Origin of the sequence: Antarctobacter jejuensis (assembly GCF_052266595.1) — a bacterium.
GTDB classification, from domain to species: Bacteria; Pseudomonadota; Alphaproteobacteria; order Rhodobacterales; family Rhodobacteraceae; genus Antarctobacter; species Antarctobacter jejuensis.
In genome coordinates, this window is sequence record NZ_JBQQXJ010000018.1 from 16,868 (window position 1) to 39,581 (window position 22,714).

Here is a 22,714-nt window from a genome sequence, read left to right on the forward strand (position 1 = left end):
TTCAGGGGCGATGACACGCCCCGGATGCGGGCGAAATCCAGCGATATCCGAAAAGGCTGATACCGGAAAACCCGACCTCGCGGGCGCGCGAATGATGTTTACACACCGGCCTTAACCACCCGTGCTTGCCGCTGCCTGCGGCAGGCGGTGTCGTCATCGGAAAACGGGTTGGGACCAGAATGCAGAGAACCGGCAAGCTTTGGCGTCCCAAGTTGATGTCACTTTTCCTCTCGGCCCTCATTGGTGCCCTGATGCTGTCAGGCCCGGCCAAAGCGCAGGGCAACGTGTTCGATCCGGGATGGACCATGCAGCCCGGCCAGTCGGTGCTGAACTTCCAATCCGTCAAGAACAGCGTGATCGTCGAGACCGGCAGCTTTGCCTCTTTGCGGGGCAGGATCACCCCTGCGGGCGAGGTGAGCATCGAAATCCCGCTGGAATCCGTCGACACCAAGGTCGACCTGCGCAACGTGCGGATGCGGTTCATGTTCTTCGAAAGCTTCAAGTTTCCGACGGCGACCGTGACCGCCACGCTGGACCCGGCGGTGCTGGAGGATCTGCCGAAGGTGCGCCGCAAGCTGATCGACATTCCCTTTGTGCTGGACCTGCACGGGGTGCGCCGACAGCTGGAAACGCAGGCCATCGTGACGCTGTTGAGCGAGGATTCGGTGGCCATTTCGACCAGTGAGCCGATTTCCGTATCGGTCGAGGAGTTTGGCCTGAGCGACGGGCTGGAAAAGCTGATGGAGGCGTCGGGGTTTGACATCCTGCCCTCGGCCTTTGTCTCTTTTGACTTCATGTTTTCGCGCGACGGGACGGCGGGCCTGCCGGATGTGGCCGTCATCCGCAAGGAAGTGACCCTGCGCAACAGCGCGGTCGAACTGGAGGGCAATCTGGATTACGAGGCCTGCAAAGGCCGGTTCGAGATCCTGTCGCGCACCGGGAACATCTATTTCGGCGCAGGCAGCGCCAGCCTGCAGCCCGACAGCCTGCCGCTGTTGAAACAAGTGGTCGATATCGTGTCGCGCTGCCCCGGCATGGTGATCGAGGTCGGCGGCCACACGGATGCGGACGGCGGCGCGGCGGCCAATCTGACGCTGTCGCAGGCGCGCGCCCGGTCGGTGACAGAGCATCTGACATCGGCGGGCATCGACGCCCGGCGCATCCTGAGTGTCGGATATGGAGAAGCCTCGCCCGTCGCGCCGAACGATACGCTGCGCAACAAGGCCAAGAACCGGCGGATCGAATTTGCCGTGGTCGAAAGGTAGGGCATGCGCTTTGACCGACCGGCATGGTGGACCCGGGCCATCCTCGCTTTTGTGACCTCGGCCCTGTTGTCCGCACCGCTCTACGCCGAAGAGCGCATCGCGCTTGTGATCGGCAACAGCCGCTATGCCAATCTGCTGACGCTGCCCAGCGCCGCGCGCGATGCGGAGGCCCTGGCAGAGAGCCTGCGCGGCGTCGGGTTCGACGTCGAGGTGCTGAGTGACGCCGATCAGGGCGCCGTGACCCGCGCCATTGAGGGGTTCGGGCAGAGGCTGGATCAGGCGGCACCCAACGCGACGGGGCTGTTCAACTATTCCGGCTACGGCGTGCAGCAGGACGGGGCGAATTACCTGCTGCCCTCGGATATCGACCTGAACGATCTGGCCGAGATCGGCCCGCTTGCCCTGCCCGTCGAAACGGTGCTGCAGCGGATGACGGCGGCCGGGAACCCAACCAACATCGTCATTCTGGATGCCAGCCGCGCGCATCCTTACGCTTTCCTGCCCGGGGCGGAGAGCGGCCTTGCCGAGATGCAGGCCCCTGCGGAGGTTTTCCTGTCCTCTGCGGCCGCCCCCGGCACCTTGGCGTTCAGGGGTGGCCGTGGCGACAGCCTCTTTTCCGCGGGCCTGAACAAGGCCCTTGCGGCACCGGCCCTGCCGATTGACCAGCTGTTCGAGGCGGTCCGGCAAGAGGTCGAGACCCTGTCAGAAGGGCAGCAAATCCCGTGGTTTGCCAACGGTCTGAGTACCGCGTTCCGGTTCGATGCACCGGCGGCCAAGGCTCTGACCGACGATGAGCTATGGGCCAAGGTTCAGGAATCCAGAGACCCGCAGCAGGTTGTGGCCTTTATCCGCAAGAACCCGACCAGCCCGCATGTTCCGGCGGCGGGGGTGTTGTTGTCCGAATTGCTGTCGCAGGATGACGCGACGCCCGGAACGGGCCTCACGGCGCTGTCGACGGTCGAACCGGCGGCGGCCCCGGTTGCGCAACCGACAGACGCGGTGACAGCGGGCAGCAACAAATCGGCCAGCGTCGGGCCCGCCGCGCAGGGGGAGTCGGTCTTCTTTGGCATGAGCCTTGAGGAGTTGCTGCTGCAGTCCCCGGTCCACGCCCCCTTTGAGGGCCTGCCCCAAGAATTGTGGCAAAATGAGCAATGCAGCACATGCCACACATGGACGACCAAGGACCTGTGCGAGCAGGGCCTGCGGTATCAGGCGGTGGAAATTGTGTCAGGCCCGTTTCACCCCCTTGGCGGCGCATTCCGCAGCAAGTTGAAAGAGCTTGCATCCGCTGGCTGCGACTAAGGATCGGGTGCAGGGGTTGCGCCGGCACCGGCCCACGGGGAAGGTGCGGGATGTGCTGCGAATGAGGCCCCCATGCGTCCCGGACCCAAGAACCTGATCACCGATGTGCCCGGCCTGCTGGTGGGCAATGCGCAGGATGCGCGGATCAAGAGCGGCTGCACGGTGGTGACATCAGGGGCGCCGCTGACCGCCTCTGTCGCCGTGATGGGCGGCGCGCCCGGCACACGCGAGACCGACCTGCTGGCCCCCGACAAATCGGTGCAGGCGGTGCATGCGCTGGTGCTGTCGGGCGGCAGCGCCTTTGGCCTGGCGGCGGCGCAGGGGGTGATGGATGCCCTGCATGAAAGAGGCGTGGGATTCCCTGTGTTCTCGGCCCGTGTGCCGATTGTGCCTGCTGCCATCCTGTTCGATCTCTTGAACGGCGGAGACAAGGATTGGGATCAGAACCCCTATCCTGAGTTGGGGCGGCAGGCGCTGGCCTCGGCGCGATCCGAATTCCGGCTGGGCAGCTATGGAGCCGGGACCGGCGCGCTGACGGCGCGGCACAAGGGCGGGCTGGGCTCCGCCAGTCTGGTGCTGGAGGACGGGACCACGGTAGGCGTGCTGGTGGCGGCGAACCCGGTGGGCAGCGTACTTACGCCCTCGGGGCGGCATTTCTGGGCAGGTCCGTTTGAGGTGGAGGCGGAATTCGGCGGGCTGGGCGTGGACCCGGTGCCGGGATTTGATCTGCCGCCCAGCCGCAAGGCCACGGCGATGGCGGAACAGGGCAACACGGTGATCGCGGTGGTCGCGACCGATGCGGCGCTGGACAAGGCGCAGTGTCACCGGGTGGCGGTGGCAGCGCATGACGGGATCGCGCGGGCGGTTCTGCCTGCGCATACGCCGATGGATGGCGATTTGGTCTTTGCGGCGGCGACGGGGCACCGGCCGGCTGCAGACGGGCTGCAAGTGGCCGCGATCGGCCATGCGGCAAGCCTGTGCCTGAGCCGCGCCATTGCGCGCGCGGTCTGGGAGGCGACACCCGCGGCGGGGGACGTGCTGCCCTGTCTGCGCGAGGAGTTGGGTGGTTCGGTACCGGCGGCGGGGTAAACCCCGCCCTACGACACTACGACACGCGGCGGCGGTTCAGCGGAGTTTCGGCGGCTTGTCCGGGTCTGAGCCGGGCGCGATCTGTTCCAACTTGGCGGGTTCCGGCGGCGCGGGCAGGTCAAAGCGCAGGGCGACGCGGGCGAGGTCGGCGGTCAGGCTATCACTGTCGTTCAGAAAGGTGACGTCGAGCGCGCCTGCCTCCAGCCCGGAAAAGACCAACGCCTCGTTCACCGCACCGGCCAGGGCGCGTTCTGCCCCGGGGGAGGTGCCGGTCAGGCCCAGCAGGTGACCGCGGGTGCCATCGTCATAGATCACCTCCGCCAGATAGGCCTTGCGCGCCAGACCGGCGGCACTGGCAAGGCGCGCATCCAGTGCGGTGACAAGCTGTTCGGGCACGCGGGGGCTGCGGAATTCGGCGGGCCGCGCCTCTGATTCCTGCGGGCCGGTGCCCAGCGTTTCGACCAGCCAGGCCAGCGCCTCCGGCGGGAGCAGGATCTGCGAGGGCGCGACCTCAAGATTGAGGGCGAGGCCGATGCCCTGCCCTGCCAGCATGGTGGCCAGCGCCCGCCCCGAAAGCGCGGCATAGGGGACAACGCGCCCGGCGAAAGCGGAGAGGCGATCCTCACGGTCGAAACCAAGAACGAATTTCGCATCGCCAAGGTCGAAAAGCTCGGGCGAGATGGACTCGCCCTGCGGCTCTTCGGTCAGCATCAGGAAAAGCTCGGTCGCGGAGAGCCGGTCGTAAAAGCGCAGGCGCGCGGTGTCGTCCTCGGGCGCGGCCTCCATCGCGGCGTGGGCCACATCGAGCGGGGTCGGATCGGTCATGCCAGCACCTCTTGGACGCGGGTTCGGAGCACCGGCAGCAGCTCGGCTTCGAACCAGGGGTTGCGTTTGAGCCATGCGGTATTGCGCCACGACGGATGCGGCAAGGGGAGGAGGTCGGGCGAAAAGTCGCGCCAGCGGGCGACGGTCTCCGTCACGCCGGATCTGACACCAAGGTGCCATTTCTGTGCATAGCCGCCGACGAGCACGGTCAGACGGATCTCCGGCAGCGCCTCCATCACCTGCGCGCGCCATGTTCGGGCGCAAATCGGCGGCGGCGGCAGGTCCGATCCCTTGCGGTAGCCCGGAAAGCAGAAGGCCATTGGGACGATGGCGATGCGGGTTTCGTCATAGAACGTGTCCGCGTCAATCCCCAACCAGTCGCGCAGGCGATCGCCGGAGGGATCGGTGAAGGGCAGGCCGGACTGGTGCACCTTCAGGCCCGGGGCCTGCCCGGCGATCAAGAGGCGCGCGCTGGACGTGGCGCGCAGGACCGGGCGCGGCGCGTGGCCGGTCTCTGTCGCCTTGAAGCGGTCGGCGCAAAGAGTGCAGGCGCGAATGTCGGTGAGCAGGCGTTGCATGGGCGGCAACCTAGCTGTTGCGCGCGAGAAACGACAGATCGCACCGGGTTTCAAACCTCGGAAAGGGGGCGCTGCCCCCTCGGCCTGCGGCCTCACCCCCGGCGGTATTTTCAAAGAGAAGAAACAGGCAGGCGCGCCCGGTCTTCTTTGGGTTTTCCAATACCTCGGGGGAGTCGCGCAGCGACGTGGGCAGAGCCCCCAGATTGCGCGCACACCCGTCATTTCGAGAAAGTTCGAAATATATCTTGCCTCACGCCTTCATTTCGACAATTCTAGAAATATGAAAATGACCGATTCCCCCTCTTTGACCGTCGAAACGGCCGCCTCGAAGTTTGCCGCGCTTGGGTCCGAGCAGCGCCTGCAGGTGCTGCACACCCTTGTGCGCGCAGGCCATGAGGGGCTGAGCATCGGCGCCTTGGGTGAGCGCACCGGTATCACCGGGTCGACCCTCACCCATCATCTGAAAATCCTCTCTGCCGCGGGTCTGGTCACACAGGCGCGGCAGGGACGTTCCATCATCTGCGCCGCCGCCGATTATTCCGAGGTCGAGGCGCTGTCCGAGTACCTTCTGCGCCAGTGCTGCGCGGATGCCACCATCTGCCACAAGGACATGGACCATGGCTGAGACGACCACTCCCCCACCGCGGCGATTGCCGAAGGTTTCCAAGGCCTGGGCGGCCAGCGCCGGGCTGCTGATCCTCGTGGCGCTTCTGGACTGGCCGCAATTCGGCGAGACGGTGCGGTTTACCGCGGGCGCGCTGTTGCATACCGCGCCGTTCATCCTGTTCGCGGTATTTGCGGTGGCCTACCTGAAGGCCTCCGGGGCCGAGACGCTGCTGGCCAAGGCTTTCGAGGGGCGCGAGACGCGGATGATCGTGCTGGCAGCGGCGCTTGGCGGGCTGTCGCCCTTCTGTTCCTGCGAGGTCATCCCCTTTATCGCCGCGCTGCTGGCGGTGGGTGCGCCGCTGTCGGCGGTCATGGCCTTCTGGCTGGCCTCGCCGCTGATGGATCCGGCCATGTTCGCCATCACTGCCGGAACGCTGGGCTGGGGTTTTGCCGCCGCCAAGACGGTTGCGGCGGTCGGGCTTGGCCTGCTGGGCGGGTTTGGCGCCATGGTCTTTGCGCAGACCCGGGTCTTTCGCGATCCCTTGCGCGCGAAACCGCAGGTCGGCGGCTGCTGCGGCGTCAAGAAACCCTTTCGCGGCACGCCGGTCTGGCGCTTCTGGCAGGAACCCGCGCGCATCGAGGCGTTTCGCGACACCGGGCTGGACAACCTGCTGTTCCTGCTCAAGTGGCTTACGCTGGCCTACATCATCGAGGCGCTGATGATCCATTACGTGCCGGCCGAAACGATCGCCTCTGTGCTGGGCGGCACAGGGGTCATGCCGATCCTGATGGGGGCACTGGTGGGCGCGCCGGCCTACCTCAACGGCTATGCCGCCGTGCCGCTGGTCGACGCGTTGCTGCAACAGGGCATGGCGCCCGGCGCGGCGATGAGCTTTGTCATCGCGGGCGGCGTCAGCTGCATCCCCGCCGCCGTGGCGGTCTGGGCGCTGGTCAAGCCGCGGGTCTTTGCCGCTTATCTTGGCTTTGCCCTGATGGGTGCGTTGATTGCCGGGCTGATCTGGGGCCTTATTGCCTGAATTCCCCATCCACTGTTGCCAAACCGGGCCCTTTACCGAGGGTCCGGTTTGTTTTTGTTTCGATGCGGCGTCATAATGTGAACAAAATATCTACCTAACTGTCCCATACACAAAATTGTACGGGAACCGCAGGCAGCGATCGGGGCAGCCCTGATGTTAGAGTTCGACATGGTCAGCAAGTCCTTCTGGACCGGCACCCAGCGCAAGGTGATCCTTGACCGGGTGTCCTTTCGCGTTGACCTGGGTGAGTCGCTGGGCATCCTCGCCCCCAACGGCACCGGCAAGACCACGGTCATCAAGATGATGGCCGGTCTGGAAAAACCCGACGAGGGCGAAATCCGCAGCAATTGCCGCGTCTCCTTTCCGCTGGGGTTCATGGGCGGCGTCGTCTCCAAGATCTCGGCCAAGGAAAACGCGCGCTTCATCGCCAAGCTGTACGGGCTGGACCCGGATTACGTGGAATCGTTCTGCCGCTGGCTGTGCGATCTGCAGGAATATTTCGATCAGCCGATCGGCACCTATTCCAGCGGGATGCGCGCGCGGTTCACCTTTGCGCTAATGCTGGCGCTGGACTTCGATATCTACCTGATCGATGAAGGCATGCCAAATTCCACCGATGCCGAGTTCAACCGCAAGGCCGGTGACATCCTGGCCGAGCGGTTGCGCACGACGACGATCATCATCGTCAGCCACCAGCCGAAGATCCTTGAGAAATTCGCCCGCAAGGCGGCTGTCCTCGTGGATGGCAAGATGCATATGTTCGACACTCTGGAAGAAGCGAAACGGCTCTATGACTATGAAACCGAAGGCTAAGAAGTTCCGCATTCGGCGGTCTCCGGCCACGCCCGCCGCTTCGGAACAGGCGGAGTCGCGATCTGCCGCACCGCCTGCGGGGGCCGCGCCGCGCGGGGATCCTGCGCCCTCTTCCGCGCCGCCCGCCGCGGCACCCGGGTCAGCGCCGGGGTCTGCGTCGGGGTCTGCGCCCGTTCCGGCCTCTGGGTCGCAGCTGCCGAAGTTTTCCAAGCCGGCCGCCGGGACGGCTCGCGCCGGAGAGGTCGCCTCTCCTCAGCAGGTGGCGGGTGAGACGGACATAGAGGCAATCCGGTCAGAGGGTCTGACCGGGCGGCAATTGCGCATGGCGCGCCGTGTGGCGCAGAAACACGGGCTGAACCCGACCTCGGATTTCGATGCGGTGCGGCTGTTGCGCGCCCGGGGAATCGATCCGTTCCAGCGGACAAACATGCTCGAACTGGTGCAGGCGGACCCGGCGGCCAAACCGGCGGCCGCCCCCAGGGCGCAAGCGCCGGAACCCAAGGTGCAGCTGCCGCAGACCGTGCAGATCGGAAAGCAACAGCTGCCCTCTACAGAAACGGTCAGCCCGGCGGACCGGCGCGCCGCCGAGATCCTGCAAATCCAGCGCGAACTGGCCGCAAGACGCCGCAAGAAGATGATGCTGCTGTTGACGCGGCTGGCGGCCTTCGTGCTGCTGCCGACGATCGTTGCGGGATATTACTTTTACGGCGTGGCGACGCCGATGTATTCGACCAAGTCCGAATTCCTGATCCTGAAGGCGGAGAGCAGCGGCGGAGGGATGGGATCGCTGTTTTCCGGCACGCAGTTCGCCACCAATCAGGACGCCATCGCGGTGCAGTCCTACCTGACGTCCAAGGATGCCATGTTGCGGCTGGATCAGGATGAGGGGTTCAAGGCGCATTTCACCCAGGAGTTCATCGACCCGATTCAGCGTCTGGGGGCGGAGCCGTCCAACGAAGAGGCCTATTCGCTGTACAAGCGGCATATCGAGATCGGCTATGACCCGACCGAGGGAGTGGTCAAGATGGAGGTCATGGCCGCCGACCCGCAGACCGCGGCGGATTTCTCCAAGGCGCTGATCGGATATGCCGAGGACCGGGTGGACAACCTGTCGTTCCGCAAACGGTCGAACGCGGTCGTGGACGCAGAACAGGGTCTGGAAGACGCAACGATTGCCCGCCGGGAGGCGCAGGAAAAGCTGGTGCGCATGCAGCAGGAGGGCAATATCGTCGACCCGGAGGCGCGGATCGCGGCGCTGCGCCAGCAGATCAACACCTATGAACTGCAGTACCAGGAAAAGCAGCTGCAATTGCAGGCGCTTTTGGACAATGCACGGCCCAATCAGGCCAAGGTGGACGGCGCGCGCGGCGATGTGCGGCGGCTGGAGGCCCTGCTGGTACGGCTGAACAACCAGATGACCTCGGCCACCACCGGGGAGGAATCGCTGGCCGAAAAGGCGGTGCAGATCAAGCTGGCGGAGGCCGATCTGGCCACCCGTGACCTGATGTTGCAGACCGCGCTGGAGCGGCTGGAACAGGCGCGGCGCGATGCGGACAGCCAGGCGCGTTATCTGACGACCTCGGTGGAGCCTGTGCCGTCGGAAGATCCCAGCTATCCGCGCAAGTTCGAGAACACGGTGCTGGCCTTCCTGATCTTTGGCGGCATCTACCTGATGATCTCGCTGACGGCCTCTATCCTGCGCGAGCAGGTGTCCAGCTAGGCGGCGAAAGCGGCCCGAGGGGATCGGGCCGCCAGATTGCTCAGGTCTTGCCTTTCATCGCGGCGCGCAATGCATCGCCCAGCGCGCCATTGCCACCACCGTTGGATGCGCCGCCCTGAGGCTTGCCGCCGCGCGGGCCGCCGCCCTTGGGCGGGCGGTTGCCGCCCGGCTTTGGCCCGCCGCCACGGCGCGCGTCCTGCCCCTGTGGACGCCCGCCCGAGGCCGCGCCGCCATCCTTGCGCATGGTCAGGCCGATGCGTTTGCGGGGAATGTCCACCTCTGTCACGCGGACCTTGACCAGATCGCCTGTTTTGACCACCTCGTGCGGATCCTTGACGAATTTGTCCGCCAATTGGCTGATGTGAACCAGCCCGTCCTGATGCACGCCGATATCTACAAAGGCGCCAAAGGCGGCGACGTTTGTCACCGTCCCTTCCAGCATCATGCCGGGTTTGAGGTCCTTGATGTCCTCGACCCCGTCGGCAAAGGAGGCGGTCTTGAACTCGGGGCGCGGGTCGCGGCCCGGCTTTTCCAGTTCCGACAGGATGTCGCGCACGGTGGGCAGGCCAAAGGTGTCGTCCACGAACTGTTCCGCGCGCAGCCCCTTGAGCGCGTCGGCATTGCCCATGATCTGCCGCAGATCACGGCCGCAGGCGGCGACGATCCGGCGCGCGACGCCGTAGGCCTCGGGGTGGACGGAGGAGGCATCCAGGGCCTCCTCACCATCGCGGATGCGCAGGAAGCCCGCCGCCTGTTCAAAGGCCTTGGGGCCAAGGCCCGCGACCTTCAACAGCGCCTTGCGCGAGGGGAAGGCCCCGTTGCTGTCACGATGCGCCACGATCGCCTCTGCCAGTCGGGGGCCAAGCCCGGCGACATGGGACAGCAAGGGGGCGGAGGCCATGTTGACGTCGACGCCGACGGCGTTCACCGCATCCTCGACCATCGCCTCCAAAGCCTGTGTCAGGCGGCGCTGATCAACGTCGTGCTGATACTGGCCGACGCCGATGGATTTGGGTTCGATCTTGACCAGTTCGGCCAGCGGATCCTGCAGACGCCGCGCGATGCTGACCGCGCCGCGCAGGGACACGTCCAGATCCGGGAATTCCCGCGCCGCCAGTTCCGAGGCGGAATAGACGGAGGCCCCGGCTTCGGACACCACAACCTTGGTCGGTTTCCTGGTCTCCGGCGGCAGCAGTTTCAGCGTGTCGCCGACAAGCCGCTCTGTCTCGCGGCTGGCGGTGCCGTTGCCGATGGCGATCAGGTCGATGCCATGTTTACGCACCAGTTCGATGATCTTGGCCTCTGCCCCGCGAATGTCGTTCTTGGGCTGGAACGGGTAGATCGTGGCGGTGTCCACCACCTTGCCCGTGGCGTCGACGACCGCGGCCTTGACCCCGGTGCGGATGCCCGGATCAAGCCCCAACGTCGGGCGGGCCCCTGCGGGGGCGGCCAGCAGCAGGTCCTTGAGGTTGCGGGCAAAGACGGTGATTGCCTCTTCGTGGGCGCTGCGGCGCAGGTCTGACATGAGGTCCATGTACATGGTCAGGCTCAGCTTGACCCGCCAGACCCAGCCCGCCGCGTCACGCAGCCATTTGTCCCCCGGCCCCTCGCCGGAGACGCCGATTTCGGCGGCGACCATATTGACGGCGCGCGGCGCGCCCACCTCGGGATCGGGCGCGATTTCGATGGAGACGATCTCTTCCTTGGCGGCGCGCAGGATCGCCAGCGCGCGGTGTCCGGGAATGTCGGCCCATTTCTCGCTATGGTCGAAGTAGTCGGAAAACTTGGCCCCGGCCTCTTCCTTGCCCTCGACGACCTTGGCGGAGATGATCGCCTCGGCCTTCATGAAATCGCGCAGACGCCCGATGAGGCCGGCGTTTTCCGACAGTTCCTCAGCCAGGATATCGCGAGCGCCGGTCAGCGCCTTCTTGGTGTCCGGCACCTCGGCGTTCAAATAGCCTGCGGCCAGCTTTTCCGGGTCCGCATTGCGGTTGTCGAGGATACCGCGCAAGAGCGGCTCCAGCCCGTTTTCACGGGCGATCATCGCCTTGGTGCGGCGCTTGGGCTTGTACGGCAGGTAGATGTCTTCGAGCGTGGCCTTGGTTTCGGCCTTGGCAATGTCGCGGGCCAGCGCATCGGTCAGCTTGCCCTGTTCCTTGATCGAGTTGAGGATCGTTTCGCGCCGCGCCTCCATGTCGCGCAGGTATTCCAGCCGGTCGTTCAGCAGGCGCAGCTGCGTGTCGTCCAGACCGCCGGTCACCTCCTTGCGGTAACGGGCGACGAAAGGCACGGTTGCGCCTTCGTCCAGCAGGCCGACGGCGGCGGCGACCTGTTTGGGGGTGGCCCCGATGTCGGTGGCGATAGTGCGGTTGATACGTTCCACGGCGGCTGACACGAGCGGGCTCCTTGCGCTGTTCGGGAGGCCCTGAATAGCGCCAGAGAGAACCGAGGGGAAGCGGTTGCGCGCCGTCAGGCGCGCGTCTGCTGATCGGGGGCTTCGGCGCGGTCGGTGTGGGTGTAATCGCGGGTGATGGCAAAGATGCGGGCGGTATCCGCGCCAGTTGTCAGGGAACGTGCCTCTTCGGCGCTGGCCGCGTCGATCAGGGTGACGAAGCGGCCCGGAGTGGTGACGCTTTCGAAGGCGCGCCCCTGCTTGGCCGGTGCGGCGCCGTAAAGGGCAACCAGCAGGCGGGTGGCCGGGGTTTCGTCGGTCAGTTCGGGGCCGATACGCAGGTGGTAGCTGTCGAAATGGATGCGGCGACCGGCAGCCTGGCTGATCTTGTGTTCGGGATCTTCGCGCCATGCGCGGATGGCATCGTCATCGCGCCAATGCTGGTGAGAAAGCAGTTCGTCGGGGTCATCCAATGCGCGGAACCGTTCCAGATAGAGCAATCCGTCATGCCGGGCGAGGACCGGCTTCAGCCGCTCCACATGGGCAAAGTAGTGATCCAGATGCCCCGGCTTTGGCCGGACGTTGAAGAATAAACCGTGCATGATCCGCCCCCTTGCGCCGCGCCAGAGTTTCGCGCGGCGCGGCGGGCGTCAAGTGCGGGCCTTTTCGAATGCGGCCCATGCGGCCTCGAATTTCGCGAAATTGAACCCCGGTTCACGGGCGGCACGCAGGACGATCTGTTCGGTCTCCATCATCTTGCGGATGGCTGCCTCCAGCTCGCCGGCATAGTCCGCCGGGATCACCAGCGCGCCGTGGCGGTCCGCGTGAACCAGCTCGCCGTCAGCCACGGTCAGGCCGAAGATGGACACCGGGGTAGCGATTTCGCGCACATGGACAAAACCGTGGCTGGGGCCGATCTTGCCCGCGATCACGGGGAACCCTGCGGGCAGGTCGCCAAGGTCGCGCATCACGCCGTTGGTCAGCGCGCCACACAGGCCCAGCCCCTTGTGCACGGTGGTGTTGATCTCTCCCCAGTAGGCGCCGATGGCCTCATCCCCGTCCAGATCCTCGACCACGGCCATGGCGGGGCGCGGGCCTTCGGCCATGTGGCGGTAGTAGTCCATGCGCCGCGCCTTGATGACCTCCGGCGTTTCGGTGGGCGGCGCGACGGCCGAGATTTTCGCGGTGCGGGCGTAGCCGACAAGGGCCGGTTCGGTGGGCACGCTGGACAGCATGGTGCGGCGGGTGAAGCGGTTAAAGCCGCGCTTGCCCTCGACCACCTCGATGGCATTGCAGACGGTGGGGGTATCGACGCTCCGCAGGAGTGTCAGAAGGTCGTCATCCATGGTTTGTCTCCTTCAGCCATGCGCGCAGGGCTGCGTTGGTCTGCTGGGGTTGTTCAAGGGTCGGCAGGTGGCCCGCGCCATCAATCACCGTCAGGGTGGACTGTGGCATCAGCGCGTGCATCAATTCATGGCGCGCGACCGGGCAGAGCGCATCCTCACGCCCGCAAAGCACCAGCGCGGGGCCGGTAAAGGCGCGCAGCGTGGCGGTCTGGTCGGGGCGGTCGCGCAGGGCGATGGACTGGTTCACGAACACCTCTGGCCCCATACAGACAGCCATGTCCATGCAGAGATCCAGAATCGCCTGACGGTTCGGGCCCTTGGCGAGGTAGTTGGGTTTCATCTCATCGCGCATCACCTCGGTGAGCTTGCCCGCGCGCACCTTTTCGATCTGCGGGCAGCGCCGGGCCTTGACCTCATCGCGCTCTGCCAGCGGGTTGGTGTCCAGCAGGGCGAGACGCTCGATCCGCTCGGGCGCCTGGCGCAGCATTTCCATCGCCACGATGCCGCCCATCGACAGCCCCGCCAGCGCGAACCGTTCCGGCGCGTGCGCCAGAAGGCGCGTGGCCATGGCCTGAACCGAGGTTTCGTCAAAGCCAAAGGTCATCACCGTGCCCGGCAACGCCGCAACCTGCGGCCCGAACAGGCGGGGGTCACACATCATGCCGGGCAGGTAGATCAGCGGTGTCACGCCAGTTTCGCCCCTTCGGACAGCGCGGCCAGCTTGGCATAGGCGATGTCGGGATCGACCGCCCCAAACCCCGCGAAAGTACCAAATCCGCAATCGGACCCGGCGATCACGCGGTCATTGCCGACGATATCGGTGAAGCGCTGGATGCGCTGTGCCACCACCTGCGGGTGTTCGACAAAGTTCGTGGTGGTGTCGACAACGCCGGGGACCAGCACCTTGTCGCCGGGAATCTCTGCCTTGCGGTCGCGGAAGACCGTCCATTCATGGGCGTGGCGCGGGTTCGAGGTTTCGAACAGCACGTAGCGGGATTTGGTGTTCATCAGCGTGGTGAACACCTTGTCCATGCCGATGTCGCAGCAATGCGGCCCCTCGTAGTTGCCCCAGCAGATGTGCACGCGTACCCGGTCCTGCGGCACGTCGGACAGCGCGTGGTTCAGCGCCTCGACATGCATGTTCGCAACCTTGACGAATTCCTCATCCGTCAGGTCGGTGAACAGCATGTGCCGCGACAGGGCGAGGTCGGGACAATCCAGTTGCAGGTCCAGACCCGCGCCGACGATGGTTTCGTATTCCGCCTTCATCGCGTCGGCCAGTGCGGCAAGGTAGGCCTCTCGTGTCTTGTAGAAATCGTTTTGCAGGAACAGCGAGATCACGCCCGGCGAGGCCGCATTCATGAAACCGCGGTCGACGCCGTGCTCTGCCATCGCCGCCTTGAGGTTGGCGATGTCTTTTTCCAGCTCTCCCTGCCCCTTTGATTTCACTTCTCCCACGCACATGGGGCGGGCGTATTTGGGGGTACCGCCATCGTCGGCCAGACGTTTGAGAAAACCGGGAAACATCTTTAGGTCGGCAGGCGCGTTGCGCGGGCTATCGCCGTCAAAGCCGGTGTAGCGGTCCTTGACGTAGGTGGCGTAGCTGATCTTGGAGGTCTCGCCATCGCTGACGATATCGACACCCGCCTCTTTCTGTTTGCGCACGGTCTCGGAGACGGCGGCCGTCATACAGGCATCAAAGGCCGCCTGATCGTAGGGCGTGCCGTTTTCGCGGGCAAAGATGAAATCGACCACCTCCTGCGTGCGCGGCAGCGATCCGACATGTGTGGTGAGAACGGTCATGGTATGTCCTTTCAAATCCGTCTTGGGTGCGCGCCGGGCGTCAGGGTGTGAAGAGTTCGAATTGACCATCGCGCAGGCGGGCATAAGCGCCATGCTCGATCTCCCATTCGACATGAAAGCTGAGCGCGGCCTCGGCAGTGCCGCCATCGTCGGTCACCTGCACGCCGACCAGCCAATCCTGCTGGCACCACCCCTCTGGGGCCGAGCCATCCAGATTCAGCCCGATCTCGCGCCGGTTGGTCTGGGTCGTGTCCTCGCCATCCACCGGCGGAAAGCCCAGATCGCCCGAGCTACATTCGCGTTGCGCATCTGCCAGCAACAGCGCGGAAAGCTGGTCCCACCTGTCCGGTCCAATGGCGACAAGCTCGGCCAGCGCGGCCGCCATGTCATCGGTCACCTGCATGTTTTCCAGGTCATAGAGAACCAGTAGCGGGACCTCGCGCCCGACAAGCGGCAGCATCACGGACCCGTTCCGCTGCCAGTCATGATCCGGATGCAAGGTGGTCAGGGCGAGGATTTCGTCGGCGTTCATGGATTTTCCTTTTGGGGCAGCATTGGCGCGGCGCTGACGACCGGCCATGTTTTCCAGGTCGAGGCGTAAGAGATCTTGACCTTTTCCGGTAGGCCATCGGGCCCCACCCAGACCCAGCCACGCTGCGCCACGTCATACATCTGCATGTCACCCCGTTCCGGCGTCCGTTGCAGCGTGACGAACCAATTGGCCTTGTAGGTTCGAACGCTGGCATAGGTGCCGTTGCGGCGGATGCCGTCGCCCGGTTCAAAGGTAAAGGTCACGCGTGCGCGCAGGCCGTTTCTGCGCGTCACTTCCGGATCGCGCAGATTGCGCCAGAAAAAGACCCCGGCCACGGCGGTAACAGGTCCGACATAGCCCAGTGTCTGCATGTCACCGCCGCCGAGGGCGCTGATCGAGATGATCGCGCCCACGGCTGTCACGAAGGCCAGGATGAACCTCATGCCTTTGACTTAGCCTTTCCACGTCAACCCGGCGGGATCGCCGGTGGCCACGATGTGGTACATCGCCGCCTCGCCGGTCATGGACGGCACGGCGGAATGAGGCAGGTTTTCCGGCACGGACATGGTGTCGCCGGGGGCCAGCGTGACGGAACCGCCGGTCCATGTGACCTTCCAGTGACCTTTGACCGGCATCAGGACAGAGGGTTTGTCATGCGCATGTTTGGCCTCTTTGGCCGAAGCGCGGGTGATGAAGTCGACCTCGAACCCCGGCTTGTCCTTCAGGATGCCGGTTTCGCCAATAACCTTGGCCGGGATCTTGTCTGATAGTGCCACGAGGTCCCAATAACGGGCGACGTGGTTGGGCAGGACCTCCGCCGTGGTGGGTTCGGGGCGCTTGGCCAGTTCCTCGGCGCTCATCAGCGGCATGGGCTTTACACCGTCGGGCAGGCGTTGCTGTTTCTTGCTGTCATACAGCTTGCCATCCTCGCCCAGCACCAGCCCGTGGTCGGCGGCATCCTCGATCACCTGCGGCGCCCACATGACGCCGCCCCCGGCATCGTCCCCGCCGAGGATCGCCATGATCATCCCATAATCGGTGCCGATGTTTTCGAACCCGCGGAATATGCCGGTGGGGATGTTGAAGATGTCGCCCGGTTCCAGCGTGACCTCACCCGCGTCGCCCCAGCGGCCCCAGAAAAACCGCCAGCGTCCGGAGAGGACAAAGAAGGCCTCTGCCGTGCGGTGATCATGCAGCGAGTTGCGGCATTTGGGCGGCTGGCCCGCAGCCCCGATGTTGAAACCATGCGGGATGGAGATGTGGACGTGCTGATCGGGGGATTCCGACACGCCGCCACCGATGATGGTGAAGTTTTCCTTTTGATCGCTGCCCGGGGTGTGGGCGTCGATGAAGGCAGTCTTGCAGGGCCGCAGCTCGCCGTAGCGGACGATGCGGGCTTCCATTTCCTGTGGGGTCATCTGTCTGGTCCTTGAATGAATATGGGCAAGTGAGGGTTGGCAACGCCCCTACCCCGGCGGCCGCAGGTTCAGCCGTTTGGCCCGAAGGCTGGCCAGATAGACGTGGTGGCGGCAGAGCGCCTGCGGCTGCATCAGCATTCAGAGATCACCAGTCTGGAGCAGGATCTGTTTCCAGACCGCGGTTTCATCGAACAGGGTCCATTCGCGGCGCAGTTGCGGCTTGCCGCCCACCAAAGCCCCGAATTCGGCATGGGAAATGCCCAGCACAAAAACCTCGGCCCCGGTGGGGATGCCAAAGGCGCCCCAGCCTTCGTGCTTGCCATGCAGGGTCCAGCGGATGGCGGCGCGGGGGGGCATCATCGGGTCGTCGCGGCCGATCTGGTGATGGATCCGGAACTCGGCATTCGGGAAAGCGGCGCGCAGGCCCATCCAGAACTGGTCTGCCCCGGCATGGGACAGGGTCTCTACCCCGCCGGGATAGCACAGGTTCGCCGCGCGGTCGTATTCTTGCGGGATCACGGTGAAATCGGCATTCATGATGCGGGTCAGGATATCGGCATACCGCTGGCCCCATTCATTGTCGTTGCCGGTGCCCTTGTAGGGGCCTTCGACCTCATTCGCGGGGGTGTAGGGCGTCACGCAGTTGTCCGGGCCGCCCTCACGCGCGATCAGGTCACGGGCAAAATCCTTTGGCTCCCAGCCCAGTTGCCGAACAATGGCGCCCTGATCGCGGATCAGCCATTCATCGTTGATCTGGTTGTTGATGGCGTGACAGTCCGCAAGGATGCGGTAGTGCAGTTTCTTGCCGGTGGGCGCGCCATAGACGCCGGGGTGAATATGCGTGGCGGTCGAATGCAGCCGGTGCGAGGACAGCATCCCCTCTTCCGGCGTGCCGGACCAGATCACATCCTCACCGTATAGGGTCCGGTCCGGGAACTCCGCCAGCGTCGCCATGGTGGCGCCGATCACCCCCTGGTTGCCCACGACAACAGAGGCGGGCGAACGCACGACGATATCGGGCGCGTAGTAGTGGTGCAGGGTCGCGATGCCGCGATCCTCCCAGATCTCCTTGGTGATGCCGATGATGTAGTCGGGAAAGTCTGTGAATTTGGCGTCGAAGCCTTTCATCGGGGTTGTCATTCGGGGGTCCATCCTTGAGGAATGCGGGCCGATCCGCGCAGGATCAGCGGCCCGTCAATTGTGATCTTCTGAGCGTTTTCCGCGTGGAAATCGGCGATATGGGCCAGCAGCGCCTTGACCGTTTCCTCGACCATCCGGTTGGCGCGCTGGCGCACCGTGGTCAGATTGTAGGCCAGCCATGAGGCGGGCGGGACATCGTCATAGCCCACAACCGAAACATCCCCCGGCACCGACAACCCCAGTTCAAAGCGGATCACGTCCATGACGGCAAAGGCCATGTGGTCGTTGGCGACAAAGACGGCATCCGGGCGGTCCGCGCGGCCAAACATGGCGCGCGCCGCCTCGCGCGCCGTGTCCACGTTGAAATTGCCCATCTCGCGGGCGTGCAGGTCGCGCCCGGCGGCGGCCAGACCAGCGCGGAACCCGGCCTCTCGGTCGCGCTGGGTCGAGGCGCCCTCCCAACCGGCGATATGGCCGATCCGCTCATGACCGCCCGCCAGCAGGAATTCGGCCACCCGGCGCCCGCCGCCGAAGTTGTCCGATGTGACGGCGGTGATCCCGTCGCGATCCTCGTAGCGGTTGAACAGCACCACCGGCACACCGGCTTGTTCACAGCGTTCGGCAATGTCCGAGGACATGGCGACAGAGGCCATGACGATCCCGTCGACCTGATAGTCGAGGATCTCCTCGACCACCTGATCGATGTTCCCGGCGGTTTGCGAGGCCATGAAGACAAGGACATGGTAGCCCTCAGCCTGCAGCGCGGTTGACAGTTTCTCCAGCGCTTCGGGATAGAAGTAGTTTTCCAGATAGGCGACCACCAGACCGATGATGCGGCTCTTGCCAGAGACCATCGCGCGGGCCAGCACGTTGGGTCGGTAGCCCAGTTCATCCGCCGCCTTGCGCACCTTTTCGATGGTCTTCTTGGACGCCGAGGCGCCGGGGGTGAAGACCCGGCTGACTGCGGACTGGCTGACGCCTGCGCGGGCCGCAACTTCGGCAGAGGTGACCTTGGCCTGTACCATCAGTCCGCCGTCCATCCGCCATCGACCATCAGGGATGAGCCGGTGACCAGCGCAGAAGCGTCCGAGGCCAGAAAGACTGCCGCCCCCATGATGTCCTCGACCTCGCCCACCCGGCCCAACTTGATCTTTTCCTCGACCCAGGCGCGGCGGTCGGGGCGGTCGAAGGTCTGCCTGGTCAGCGGCGTGACGATGAAGGTCGGGCAGATCGTGTTGACGCGGATGCCCATTGGTCCCCATTCGATGGCCATGGCCTTGGTAAAGCCCTCAACCGCGTGTTTCGACGCGCAATAGACCGCCCGGTCAATGCCGCCGACCTTGGCCATCTGGCTGGAAATCGTGATGATCGACCCGCCGATCCCGGCCTTGACCATGTTCTGGGCAACGCTGGTCGCAAGGAAATAGGCGCCTTTGACATTGGCATCCATGACCGCGTCATAATCCGCCGGATCGGTGTCCAGCGCCGGTCCGTGACGGGCCAGTCCGGCGGAATTGATCATGACGTCAACGGCCCCGATCGGCACCAGCGCCCTGCGCATTTCGTCGATATCGCTGACATCCAGCGGCAGAGGTTCCGCCGAATGTCCCGCGTCCAGCACCGCTTCAACCGCCTTTTTCAGCCGCTCGCGCCCGCGCGCGGCCATGATCACATGGGCTCCGGCCTCGGCCAGCGCCACCGCGCAGGCCAGCCCGATCCCCGAGGAGGCCCCGGCGACCAGCGCCCGTTTGCCGTCCAGTCGAAACGAAGGTGTGCGGGGCAGTTTCAATTCACCGTCCTCCCTTGCAGGCTGGAATAATCCACCATGACATGTGTGCGGTATGCCGGACGCTCTGTCAGCGCGGCGTAATAGGCGGTCAGGCCATCAGGCGCGTCACGCGGCAGGTCCAGCGTGAAATAGCGATAGAGCACATGGCCAAACCAGATGTCGGCCAGCGAAAGCCTGTCGCCCATCAGCCATGTCTTGCCTCCGCGCTGCGCCATGCCGATGGCGGCCAGACGTTCCAGCTCTCTCAACGCGGAAACCACTGCGGGCATGTCACGCCGGTCCGCCGGTGTGCGGTAGTAGGCCCAGAACACCGGCACCGTGAATGCGGCCCCGAAGCGGTGCTTGGCCCAATCCGCCCAGCTGTCACATTCGGGCGGATCGGTCATGATCTGCCCCTGCCCGTAGCGGCCCAGCAGATAGCGCAGGATCGCCGCGCTTTCGAACAGCGTCACGTCACCGTCCTGCAGCACGGGTACCTCGCCCATCGGGTTCATGGCCAGATACTCTGGCGTGTCGTTGCCGCCGAAGGCCCCGCCGACGTCGCGGCGATCGGGGGCAAGGCCAAGCTCCGCCGCACCCCACATGACCGCCTGCACATTGGAGGAGGTCGCCCGCCCATGGACGATCAGGCTCATGGCGCGCCGACCGGGAACGGAATGCGGCCCGGCACCCGTGCCTTGTTGAATTCGCGCAACCGGGCAAAGACATCGACGCCCAGCTGCCGATAGGCGTCCAGAATATCCACCATGACCCAGTTTTCGCGGATCTTGCCGTTCTCGATCCGCCAGAAGTCCAGCGAACGCATGGTGATCTTCTTGCCCGAGGGCGCGATCCCCATCCAGCCATCGTGGCTGACGGTCTGGATCATGTCGGGCCAGCCGGTCACGGCGGCGTAATCGCCGTCACCGAAGAAATGATAGGTGATGTCCTCGACGTATTTGCCACGGTCCGGCATGCCGTTGAGGAACGGAATTTGATGCCAGTTGCGGAAGCCTGCGATGCCGCGCCCCGTGCCAATGCCGGCCGGCCCGTACCAGTTCATCCGCTCATGCCAGAAGCGCGGCATCTCCATCACCTCCGGCCCGCCTTGGCTGGGGTGCTTTTTCATGTGGTTCAGCATCTCGATGATATGCTGTTGCGAGGCACCGGCCTTTTCCGCGTCCCAAGGGCCGGGAACGATCCCGTCCAGCGTCGCCGGGCCGGGGATGCAGAATTCGAGGCCAAGACTGGGCGCCATCGGCCAGGCCCTAGCCTGCATCATGACCTCGGGGATATCCCAGAGGGTCTGGATCTCGACCACGCGGCCCTCTTTGAAGCGGTAGAATTCATGGAACCGCATGTGGGTAAGGTGGCCGGTCGGCGGAATGTCCAGCCAAGGGCCGACGAAGGTGCCGTAATAATGCCCGCCGCAGCCGACCCAGTCATGGCCATGCTCATCGGCGCCGCCCATCACGATCCAGTCGCGGCGTTCAAGATCCGGCATCGCCGCCAGCAGCGGCGCATAGCAGGCGTCGAAATAGGCATCGACGTCATCGAAATCGCCAAACGGATGCGGCATGTGGATCACCGCACCGGGCGCGATGACCGCCTTCAGCGCGGCCCGGACGGCCGCGGCGTCGAAATCCACCATCGCCGCGCGCAGCGGTGCCAGGGCGGCTTTGTTGCTGGTATGTATGTCGGGCATCGGTCTTCTTTGGGTTTGAAAATACCTTGGGGTCCGGGGCAAAGCCCCGGTTCGACGGATGACTTCACTCGGCAGCGGTGCCGTAGGCCACGTTCTTGCCGCCATAGCGCCGGACGCGGATGTTGCATTGCTCGGCGTGGCCGACAAAGCCCTCCAGCATGCACAGGCGCGAGCCGTATGCGCCGATCATCGCCGCCGCCTCATCCGTGGTGACGCGCTGATAGCTGTGTGTCTTCAGGAACTTGCCGACCCAGAGGCCACCGGTGTAGCGCCCCGCCTTCTTGGTCGGCAGGGTGTGGTTGGTGCCGATCACCTTGTCGCCGTTCGCCACGTTGGTGCGGGGGCCAAGGAACAGCGCGCCGTAGCTGTGCATCTTCTCAAGATACCAGTCATCGCGGTCCGTCATGATCTGGACGTGCTCATAGGCCATGTCATTGGCGATCTGCAGCATTTCCTCATGCGTGTCGCAGAGGATCATGTCGCCGTAATCCTCCCAGCTGACGCGCGCCGTCTCGGAGGTGGGCAATATCTGCAAGAGACGGTCGATTTCGGCCAGCGTGTCTTCGGCCAGCTTGCGGCTGTTGGTGATCATGCAGGCGGGTGAGTTGTAGCCATGTTCGGCCTGGCCCAGCAGGTCCGTGGCGCAAAGCTCGGCATCGACGGTCTCATCGGCGATCACCATGGTTTCCGTCGGACCCGCGAAGAGGTCGATGCCGACGCGGCCAAAAAGCTGGCGCTTGGCCTCTGCCACGAAAGCATTGCCGGGGCCGACCAGCATGTGTACCGGCTCGATGGTCTCTGTCCCGATGGCCATGGCGCCCACGGCCTGAATGCCGCCAAGGGCGTAGATTTCATGCGCACCACCCAGATGCATGGCGGCGATCACCGCCGGGTTGGGTTCGCCTTTGAAGGGCGCGGTGGCGGCGGCGATGCGCGGCACGCCGGCCACGGTAGCGGTGGCCACCGACATATGCGCCGAGGCGACCATGGGAAACTTGCCCGCAGGCACGTAGCAACCCACCGATTGCACCGGGATATTTTTGTGCCCCAGCACCACGCCGGGCATCGTTTCGACCTCGATATCCGTCATCGAGGCCCGTTGCGCCTGCGCGAAGTTCATGACCTGCTTCTGCGCGAACTTGATGTCTTCCATGTCGCGGGCCGACACCTTGGACATCAGCCCTTCGATCTGGCCCGGGGTCAGGCGAAAGCTTTCGGGGCTGTAGTTATCGAACTTCTGCGACATCTCGCGCACGGCGGCATCGCCGCGTGTCTCGATGTCCTTCAGCGCGGCCTCGACGGTGCCGCGCACCTTGGCGTCATCCTCGGCGCGCTCGGCCTCGGGTTTGCCCTGCTTGAGATATGCGATAGCCAT

At 64.8% G+C, this 22,714-nt stretch carries 23 protein-coding genes; 7 read left to right on the forward strand and 16 right to left on the reverse strand.

Annotated features, from left to right (window positions below; translation table 11 throughout):
* Window positions 1-215 precede the first annotated feature (215 nt).
* From ACTXGA_RS20350 to ACTXGA_RS20360, 3 genes are all read left to right on the forward strand, one after another.
* Window positions 216-1,265 carry an OmpA family protein gene (locus ACTXGA_RS20350; protein ID WP_443396475.1) on the forward strand — a complete coding sequence of 350 codons (1,050 nt, stop codon included), beginning with the start codon at window positions 216-218 and terminating at the stop codon, window positions 1,263-1,265.
* 3 nt (window positions 1,266-1,268) lie between these two features.
* Complete coding sequence (locus tag ACTXGA_RS20355) at window positions 1,269-2,567, forward strand: caspase family protein (protein ID WP_443396476.1); 1,299 nt, start codon at window positions 1,269-1,271, stop codon at window positions 2,565-2,567.
* 72 nt (window positions 2,568-2,639) lie between these two features.
* On the forward strand, window positions 2,640-3,656 hold the full coding sequence (locus ACTXGA_RS20360; protein ID WP_443396477.1) for a P1 family peptidase: 1,017 nt from the start codon (window positions 2,640-2,642) through the stop codon (window positions 3,654-3,656).
* A gap of 36 nt (window positions 3,657-3,692) precedes the next feature.
* Here the strand turns inward: ACTXGA_RS20360 and ACTXGA_RS20365 are convergent, their stop codons facing one another.
* Together ACTXGA_RS20365 and ACTXGA_RS20370 are read right to left on the reverse strand one after the other, a co-directional pair.
* Complete coding sequence (locus ACTXGA_RS20365; RefSeq protein ID WP_443396478.1) at window positions 3,693-4,481, reverse strand: SseB family protein; 789 nt, start codon at window positions 4,479-4,481, stop codon at window positions 3,693-3,695.
* A complete protein-coding gene (locus tag ACTXGA_RS20370) occupies window positions 4,478-5,059 on the reverse strand; it encodes a uracil-DNA glycosylase family protein (RefSeq protein WP_443396479.1) in 582 nt (193 codons plus the stop codon). The genes ACTXGA_RS20365 and ACTXGA_RS20370 overlap by 4 nt, the downstream gene beginning before the upstream one ends.
* Window positions 5,060-5,339: 280 nt before the next feature.
* Here ACTXGA_RS20370 and ACTXGA_RS20375 point away from each other — a divergent pair, with 280 nt between their 5' ends.
* The 4 genes from ACTXGA_RS20375 (at window position 5,340) to ACTXGA_RS20390 (ending at window position 9,235) form a co-directional block, all read left to right on the forward strand.
* On the forward strand, window positions 5,340-5,684 hold the full coding sequence (locus ACTXGA_RS20375) for an ArsR/SmtB family transcription factor (protein ID WP_443396480.1): 345 nt from the start codon (window positions 5,340-5,342) through the stop codon (window positions 5,682-5,684).
* The gene (locus tag ACTXGA_RS20380) at window positions 5,677-6,702 is read left to right on the forward strand and encodes a permease (RefSeq protein ID WP_443396482.1); all 1,026 of its coding nucleotides are present in this window, start codon (window positions 5,677-5,679) and stop codon (window positions 6,700-6,702) included. Before ACTXGA_RS20375 ends, ACTXGA_RS20380 begins: the two co-directional genes overlap by 8 nt.
* 153 nt (window positions 6,703-6,855) lie before the next feature.
* Window positions 6,856-7,515 (forward strand): ABC transporter ATP-binding protein, encoded by a 660-nt coding sequence (locus ACTXGA_RS20385; RefSeq protein ID WP_443396484.1) that lies wholly within the window; start codon window positions 6,856-6,858, stop codon window positions 7,513-7,515.
* Window positions 7,493-9,235, forward strand: coding sequence for a KpsE/RkpR family capsule polysaccharide export protein (locus ACTXGA_RS20390; RefSeq protein WP_443396485.1), 1,743 nt, complete (start codon window positions 7,493-7,495; stop codon window positions 9,233-9,235). Before ACTXGA_RS20385 ends, ACTXGA_RS20390 begins: the two co-directional genes overlap by 23 nt.
* A gap of 40 nt (window positions 9,236-9,275) precedes the next feature.
* Here the strand turns inward: ACTXGA_RS20390 and ACTXGA_RS20395 are convergent, their stop codons facing one another.
* From ACTXGA_RS20395 to hisD, 14 genes are all read right to left on the reverse strand, one after another.
* Complete coding sequence (locus ACTXGA_RS20395; protein WP_443396486.1) at window positions 9,276-11,630, reverse strand: Tex family protein; 2,355 nt, start codon at window positions 11,628-11,630, stop codon at window positions 9,276-9,278.
* Window positions 11,631-11,704: 74 nt separating this feature from the next.
* On the reverse strand, window positions 11,705-12,229 hold the full coding sequence (locus ACTXGA_RS20400) for an antibiotic biosynthesis monooxygenase family protein (protein WP_443396487.1): 525 nt from the start codon (window positions 12,227-12,229) through the stop codon (window positions 11,705-11,707).
* Between the two features lie 48 nt (window positions 12,230-12,277).
* Window positions 12,278-12,973 carry an RraA family protein gene (locus tag ACTXGA_RS20405; RefSeq protein WP_443396488.1) on the reverse strand — a complete coding sequence of 232 codons (696 nt, stop codon included), beginning with the start codon at window positions 12,971-12,973 and terminating at the stop codon, window positions 12,278-12,280.
* Window positions 12,966-13,661, reverse strand: a complete 696-nt coding sequence (locus ACTXGA_RS20410; protein ID WP_443396489.1) for an alpha/beta fold hydrolase — start codon at window positions 13,659-13,661, stop codon at window positions 12,966-12,968. The genes ACTXGA_RS20405 and ACTXGA_RS20410 overlap by 8 nt, the downstream gene beginning before the upstream one ends.
* On the reverse strand, window positions 13,658-14,776 hold the full coding sequence (locus ACTXGA_RS20415; protein WP_443396490.1) for a cobalamin-independent methionine synthase II family protein: 1,119 nt from the start codon (window positions 14,774-14,776) through the stop codon (window positions 13,658-13,660). The genes ACTXGA_RS20410 and ACTXGA_RS20415 overlap by 4 nt, the downstream gene beginning before the upstream one ends.
* A 40-nt stretch (window positions 14,777-14,816) precedes the next feature.
* Window positions 14,817-15,308, reverse strand: a complete 492-nt coding sequence (locus ACTXGA_RS20420) for a hypothetical protein (protein ID WP_443396491.1) — start codon at window positions 15,306-15,308, stop codon at window positions 14,817-14,819.
* Window positions 15,305-15,751 carry a hypothetical protein gene (locus ACTXGA_RS20425; RefSeq protein WP_443396492.1) on the reverse strand — a complete coding sequence of 149 codons (447 nt, stop codon included), beginning with the start codon at window positions 15,749-15,751 and terminating at the stop codon, window positions 15,305-15,307. The genes ACTXGA_RS20420 and ACTXGA_RS20425 overlap by 4 nt, the downstream gene beginning before the upstream one ends.
* A gap of 9 nt (window positions 15,752-15,760) precedes the next feature.
* On the reverse strand, window positions 15,761-16,726 hold the full coding sequence (locus tag ACTXGA_RS20430) for a cupin domain-containing protein (protein WP_443396493.1): 966 nt from the start codon (window positions 16,724-16,726) through the stop codon (window positions 15,761-15,763).
* A 138-nt stretch (window positions 16,727-16,864) separates the two neighbouring features.
* A complete protein-coding gene (locus tag ACTXGA_RS20435; RefSeq protein ID WP_443396589.1) occupies window positions 16,865-17,854 on the reverse strand; it encodes a nuclear transport factor 2 family protein in 990 nt (329 codons plus the stop codon).
* Between the two features lie 8 nt (window positions 17,855-17,862).
* A complete protein-coding gene (locus ACTXGA_RS20440) occupies window positions 17,863-18,891 on the reverse strand; it encodes a LacI family DNA-binding transcriptional regulator (protein ID WP_443396590.1) in 1,029 nt (342 codons plus the stop codon).
* Entirely contained in the window at window positions 18,891-19,655 is a 765-nt protein-coding gene (locus tag ACTXGA_RS20445) for an SDR family NAD(P)-dependent oxidoreductase (RefSeq protein WP_443396495.1), read from the reverse strand. The genes ACTXGA_RS20440 and ACTXGA_RS20445 overlap by 1 nt, the downstream gene beginning before the upstream one ends.
* The gene (locus ACTXGA_RS20450) at window positions 19,652-20,290 is read right to left on the reverse strand and encodes a glutathione S-transferase family protein (RefSeq protein WP_443396497.1); all 639 of its coding nucleotides are present in this window, start codon (window positions 20,288-20,290) and stop codon (window positions 19,652-19,654) included. Before ACTXGA_RS20450 ends, ACTXGA_RS20445 begins: the two co-directional genes overlap by 4 nt.
* Complete coding sequence (locus tag ACTXGA_RS20455) at window positions 20,287-21,339, reverse strand: ester cyclase (protein ID WP_443396499.1); 1,053 nt, start codon at window positions 21,337-21,339, stop codon at window positions 20,287-20,289. The genes ACTXGA_RS20450 and ACTXGA_RS20455 overlap by 4 nt, the downstream gene beginning before the upstream one ends.
* 64 nt (window positions 21,340-21,403) lie before the next feature.
* The gene (gene hisD, locus ACTXGA_RS20460; protein WP_443396500.1) at window positions 21,404-22,714 is read right to left on the reverse strand and encodes a histidinol dehydrogenase; all 1,311 of its coding nucleotides are present in this window, start codon (window positions 22,712-22,714) and stop codon (window positions 21,404-21,406) included.